Annotated in this window: 6 protein-coding genes; 3 read left to right on the top strand and 3 right to left on the bottom strand. The window is 45.1% G+C overall.

From position 1 onward, the window contains the following. Positions 1–120 precede the first annotated feature (120 nt). The 3 genes from HY877_03235 to HY877_03225 form a co-directional block, all read right to left on the bottom strand. On the bottom strand, positions 121–510 hold the full coding sequence (locus HY877_03235) for a HEPN domain-containing protein (protein ID MBI5299292.1): 390 nt from the start codon (positions 508–510) through the stop codon (positions 121–123). Further along, positions 497–835 carry a nucleotidyltransferase domain-containing protein gene (locus HY877_03230; protein MBI5299291.1) on the bottom strand — a complete coding sequence of 113 codons (339 nt, stop codon included), beginning with the start codon at positions 833–835 and terminating at the stop codon, positions 497–499. The genes HY877_03235 and HY877_03230 overlap by 14 nt, the downstream gene beginning before the upstream one ends. Before the next feature lie 123 nt (positions 836–958). Continuing rightward, a complete protein-coding gene (locus HY877_03225; protein ID MBI5299290.1) occupies positions 959–1,948 on the bottom strand; it encodes a protein kinase in 990 nt (329 codons plus the stop codon). Between the two features lie 183 nt (positions 1,949–2,131). Here HY877_03225 and HY877_03220 point away from each other — a divergent pair, with 183 nt between their 5' ends. From HY877_03220 to HY877_03210, 3 genes are all read left to right on the top strand, one after another. Then, positions 2,132–3,448: a HAMP domain-containing histidine kinase gene (locus HY877_03220; protein ID MBI5299289.1), complete on the top strand. Its 1,317-nt coding sequence runs from the start codon at positions 2,132–2,134 to the stop codon at positions 3,446–3,448. Between the two features lie 100 nt (positions 3,449–3,548). Beyond that, complete coding sequence (locus HY877_03215) at positions 3,549–4,358, top strand: serine/threonine-protein phosphatase (protein ID MBI5299288.1); 810 nt, start codon at positions 3,549–3,551, stop codon at positions 4,356–4,358. Positions 4,359–4,474: 116 nt separating this feature from the next. Further along, positions 4,475–5,287 (top strand): PAS domain-containing protein (locus HY877_03210; GenBank protein ID MBI5299287.1); only part of this gene is annotated, 813 nt, incomplete at its 3' end.

Raw genomic sequence — 5,287 nt, 5'->3', positions numbered from 1 at the left:
CTTTCAGCGCGCACCGTCTGCCTTGCGGGTCCAGCACCTCGTGCACAACGCCAAAGCCCCCTTTGCCGATATCGGGTTTGATAATGCGATGGCCGTCAATGATCTGTCCCGCATAAAACTTCATAAGGAAGGGGGGATTACGACCATTCGCAGGTGTTGAAAAGTATCCAGCGCTTTTTTGGCATCTTCCATGCTTGGCAGTCCTTCAGGAAGGCTCCCGGGTAAGGCATCGGGATAACGAGTTGGAATATAGTAGCGGTCCAAAAGAAGACATTCCTCCCGAAAGTTACCCAACGCCGGAAAATGTTTCTCGCAAAGGGTCAGGAGTTCTGAAAGATGATGGGTCTTTGGAATATCCCGCCCTTTTTCAAACAGCACACCCTTGAGAATCTTTTCGACGCCTTGTTGTGAATGAAAACAAGTTTGGTTGAAGATTTTTTCCTGTAAAGTCCACTCAGCCGTGCGCCAATCCTCCCGGGAGAGTTCAAACCATGGATTAAGCCGCTTCATAAAGAATTTTACCGTGTTGATCCACTTCCGTTTTGAAAAATTTTCTTGTTTTCATTTCATCAAATTCAGCGGGAGTGTAGACCACAATGTCGCAACCGACCCGTGGCTTTAATAAAACCAAAACGTCCCCGATTCGATCCAAAAAACGCCGGTTTGTTTCTTTGATAATAATCAGATCGATATCGCTCCAGTCATGAACACGGGGGGAAGCCAGCGATCCAAAAAGATAAACGCGCGTCGGCTTATATTCCCGAATCAGGACGGTCAATATACGTTGTAGCTCCTCTTCAAGCAATTTCCTTCTCTCTTGATTTTGCACTTTCATTTTCAAACCACCCTGATTTTTCTGTGAACACGGATCGAACACGACCCGACGCTAATGCTTGCAACCTATCAAAGTTTGGGTTTTGTACAAGCTTTAAGAGCCTCCCCACATCGGCATAAAACTTCATCTCGTTGTGATGGTTCCTGCAATGGGCATTTCTCTGCTCTCACGCGGCCAATTTTCAAAACAGTAATTTTCGACATCTTGGGATGTTTTGAATTCCCGTTTCAGGGGATCCGGTTCCGTCAGTTTTGAAATCAGATATTCCATGGCGTCCGGGATAAGATCAAAGCTGGAAACATGGTTTTTCATGGGTGGAAGTGGAGCCTCGTGTTTTTCAATGTGTTGCGCCAGACGCTCGGCATCATTGACATACATTTGTCTTGATACAAAAGGCAATTTACGCGTGATGCAGTAGCGCCAGATAAGGGCCAACGAGTAAAGATCAGAAGTCGGCCCTATCTGATCGTACCGTCGCAATGCCACTTCGGGTGCAACATAGAAACCCGTTCCCTTGATCCCGTGTTTGTCACCATCCAGAGATACCAAATGTCCGAAAGTCACTATTTTAATGACAGGAGGGCTTTCCATATTGGCCCGGATGCTGTTCGCCCTCAAATTTCCGTGCAGATAACCCTGTCTGTGAAGATAACCTGTGGCATCAAACTGGGGAAGAAAAACGGAAATCGTCTGGATCGGCGTGATTCCCTCGGTTGCCGCGAAAATATTATTTTCAACCGGCAATGTGTATTCCATCACCAAGAAATTCCTGTCGTTTTGCTGGTCGTGAATCCAGTCGTAAACGGCGGGCAGGTTGGGATGAGAAAAATCTTTCGCAACGGTATAGACATGCTGGAGTTCCCTGTAGAGTTCGCCGATTTTTTCGCGCGCCAGCTTTTCCACTTCTTCTTCATCCATCTGCGAATCCTGTTCGTGCAATTTTTTCTTTTGATCGAGCAACACGTTTGCGCAATCAACCGTTACCAAAGAGAAAAATTTCCCCTCATGATTGGTGGCCTTGAAAGTTTTATAATGTTTGCTGTGACTGATGTCCCGCAAAAGATCGTAATCACCTACTTTGCCGATAACCTTGTCTGTTGTCTGTTTAACCATCGAACCCCCCTTGTCATTAAAAAATCAAAAAACCATACACTCCGAGATTTTACAATTTTTTCAAAACACAAGGAAGATAAATTTAGTTTTTTTAGCCATGCTGGACAGATAATAACGGGTTAAAAAAACCTCATGTCATTTGTTTTGATTTGTTTTCGGGTTGATGGTAAATTTCTGAAAGATATGGTGAAGAAGAAAACCTACTCCCTGAAACATTTTCAAAGCGGCCGGTGTTTTACCGTAACAGCCGGCAATTTTGATGAGGCGGTTAATCGAACTTTTGATGAAGACCTGCTTCACTGGAAATGCGAAGCTGTCGAAGAGGTGAAGGGAGATTTTGTCTGCAAACTTTGCGGATACCCGATCGACTGCGAGGATTCTTTCATAACGAAAACCGGTAAAACGCCGGCAAAATCTTCTCTGGTGCATTGCTGGTGCCCCATCTGTATTGATTGCGATATTTATCTCGGTATGGGTGAGGAAAGATACGAAGCCCGCCCTCCGGACAAGCCTTGGTATAACGGATCTTATGGAGGCTCCTACTACTGTTTAAAAGATGCTTTCAAACACGGATTGGTCGACAACAACCCCGTTTTGCAGAAGTCGCAAGTTTCTCACCCTGCGGAGAAACGTCTCAAAGAGTGGACCGAAGTGGTGGATCAGGCCGTACATGATCTGAAAGGGGCTCTCTCTTTTTTGGGACTCTATGTAAATATGTTTTCCGAACCCAAGGCGGAATACGCTTCATCGGGTAAAGATTGCCGTAAAATTGCGCAGGAATCTTTTGATAAAATTTTGGAACTCATCATGCACCTTAGAGATTATGCGCGAGCCAGCGAACTCAACTATAAAGGAAACGATTTTGCGGATATTGTCAAAAGAACGATTGCCGAACTATCACCGCAGGCCGCGCAACGTGGTATCGAATTTCATTACGCGGGACCGGAACATCTTGTCGGAATTTTTGACGAATCAAAAGTGGGACGTGTTTTGACCAATCTTTGCATCAATGCCATGCAAGCCATTGAAAAACCCTTGGGTACCATCATGATTTCCCTCTTGCACAATGAACACGCCGTTTGGATTGACGTGACCGACAGCGGAAAAGGAATTGCAAAGAAACATCTTCACAAAATTTTCGACAAGAAATTCACGCACGGCAAAAAAGATGGCACGGGTCTTGGCCTTTCCTTTTGCAAACAGACTGTGGAAGCCCACGGAGGTTCGATTGGCGTTTCAAGCGCTTCGGGACAGGGAACAACTTTCTCGCTTGTTTTTCCGCTTTCCGCCGTCTTGTTGGCCACCAAGACCGTTGATCCCATCTCTCAAAAGCCGATGCTTCGAGCATTTCTCCTCGACGACGAATGTCCTCAATGGGAACCGTGGATGCAACAATGGTGTGAAAAATATGGACAGGAAAATGTTTCTCTCATGGATGCTTCATCGTGTCTGTCCGAGGTTGCCGCCGATGAGGTAACCTTGGATCCTTTTCTCCACTAATGCCCGGCTTATGGCTAAGGAAAAACGCACATTTGGATTGGAATTAAAAAGTTGTGGTTTAAGCAATTTAGGTGATCGCCCCAACAATGAGGATGTGTTTTTGGCAAACGATCGTTTCGGCATCTACCTTCTCTGTGACGGAATGGGTGGACCGGCCGGCGGAGATTTTGCCAGTGATTTTACATCAAAACAAATGATGGATACTCTTATCAAGGCGGTGCAGTTTCAATTTTCGGGAAAAACCTCGCCTGATGAACCGACCATGGATATTCTTTCCGATTTTCGCGCTGACTCAAACGGACCCGCGTCCTACATTGAATATGCCGTCTGGGAAACCGGTCAAAAATTGCACCGCATAGCCGTTAAAAAATCAAAAAATGGATTGAAAATGGGAACCACTCTGGTTGGTCTCTGGTTTTTGAAAGACAAGGTTTGGTCTTTTAATGTCGGCGATTCGAGAGCTTATGGTTTTTGGGATAATCAGCTTTTCCGCATGACTCGCGACGATTGCTGGGTGGATGAGCAAATTCTTATGGGAAAAATCAAACCGGAAGATGCCCCGCATTATCGAAGCAAAATTACCAACGCCATCGGTACGCAATCTCAAGTAGTCGCGCAAATCAATTCCTATCCAATTCATTATTCCGGCGGCCGTTTTCTTCTTTGTAGCGATGGTTTTTATGACCATGTGCCGTTGCGGGAAATGACTCCGCTGGTCTCCATTCCCGATATGGGAGAGGCTTGTGAGAAAATGATCGAAAAAGCGCTCGAATTGGGAGAAAAAAGAAAACTTAAGGAAGATGGAGACAATGAAAAAATTAAAAAACGGGATAACATCACGGTTCTTTTAATTGACCTGAAAATGTACGGCGTTGCACACCCCGACGAAGACACACTGGATTTCGAGTAAGTTGATCACGCAAGTTGCGTGTCAAAAAACTCCTCAGGGTTATTTTTTACTCAAGACTTACATCAGTAATATCAAATAGTTAAATTCAATTCTAAGAGGGCAGGTAAAAATTAACTTTGAAAGGTGTCAAAAATCCGTTACCCTTGATTTCGATGGCAACTCCGCATTTCACGAAAGAAGAAAAAACAGACATCCCCCGTACTTTATCGCACCTCAGCAAACCGGAGCTGGCGGAGTTTTGCAAAGGGCTCCTGAAGAAGGTCCAAGAACTGGAAAAGTTGGTCGATGTGGTTTCCAGAGGGAAATATACGTGGGAATCTACATTCGATGCCATTGCGGAGCCCGTGATGATTGTGGATGAACACTACACCATTCTCCGCGCCAACCTCAGCATAGCCAAAGTTGGTGAAAACCAGATTACCAAAGTGATTGGACAAAAATGTTACGAGGCCTTCGCCCACCGAGATTCTCCGTGTCCCCAGTGTCCTTTACAAAACATGCTACAAAGCGGAGAACGGATCCAAGCCCATTTGGGAAATAAAATACAAAAACAGGACTATGTGGCTCATGCCTACCCTTTATATGATGAAAATGGAGTCATGCAATCGGCTGTCATGTATTACCACGATGTCACGGAAGAACTTCGCCTCAAACAAGAGGTCATCCATCAGGAAAAAATGGCGGCCATTGGAATGCTGGCGGGTGGCGTGGCCCATGAAGTGAACAATCCTCTCGGAGGTGTGCTTGCTTTTACCCAGCTTTTGTTGAGGAAAATGGAAAACAATCCGGATGCCTATGAAGATCTTAAAGAAATTGAAAAAGCGGCGATCCGTTGTAAAAAAATAGTTCAAGAACTTTTGGATTTTTCCCGCGTTTCCAGAGACAAAGAAAAAACCATTGTTTGCGTCAACACTCTTTTGGAAAAAGTG

It is taken from the genome of Deltaproteobacteria bacterium (assembly GCA_016213065.1).
Taxonomy (GTDB): Bacteria; UBA10199; UBA10199; order SPLOWO2-01-44-7; family SPLOWO2-01-44-7; genus JACRBV01.
This window is presented reverse-complemented; position numbering and strand designations above follow the sequence as displayed.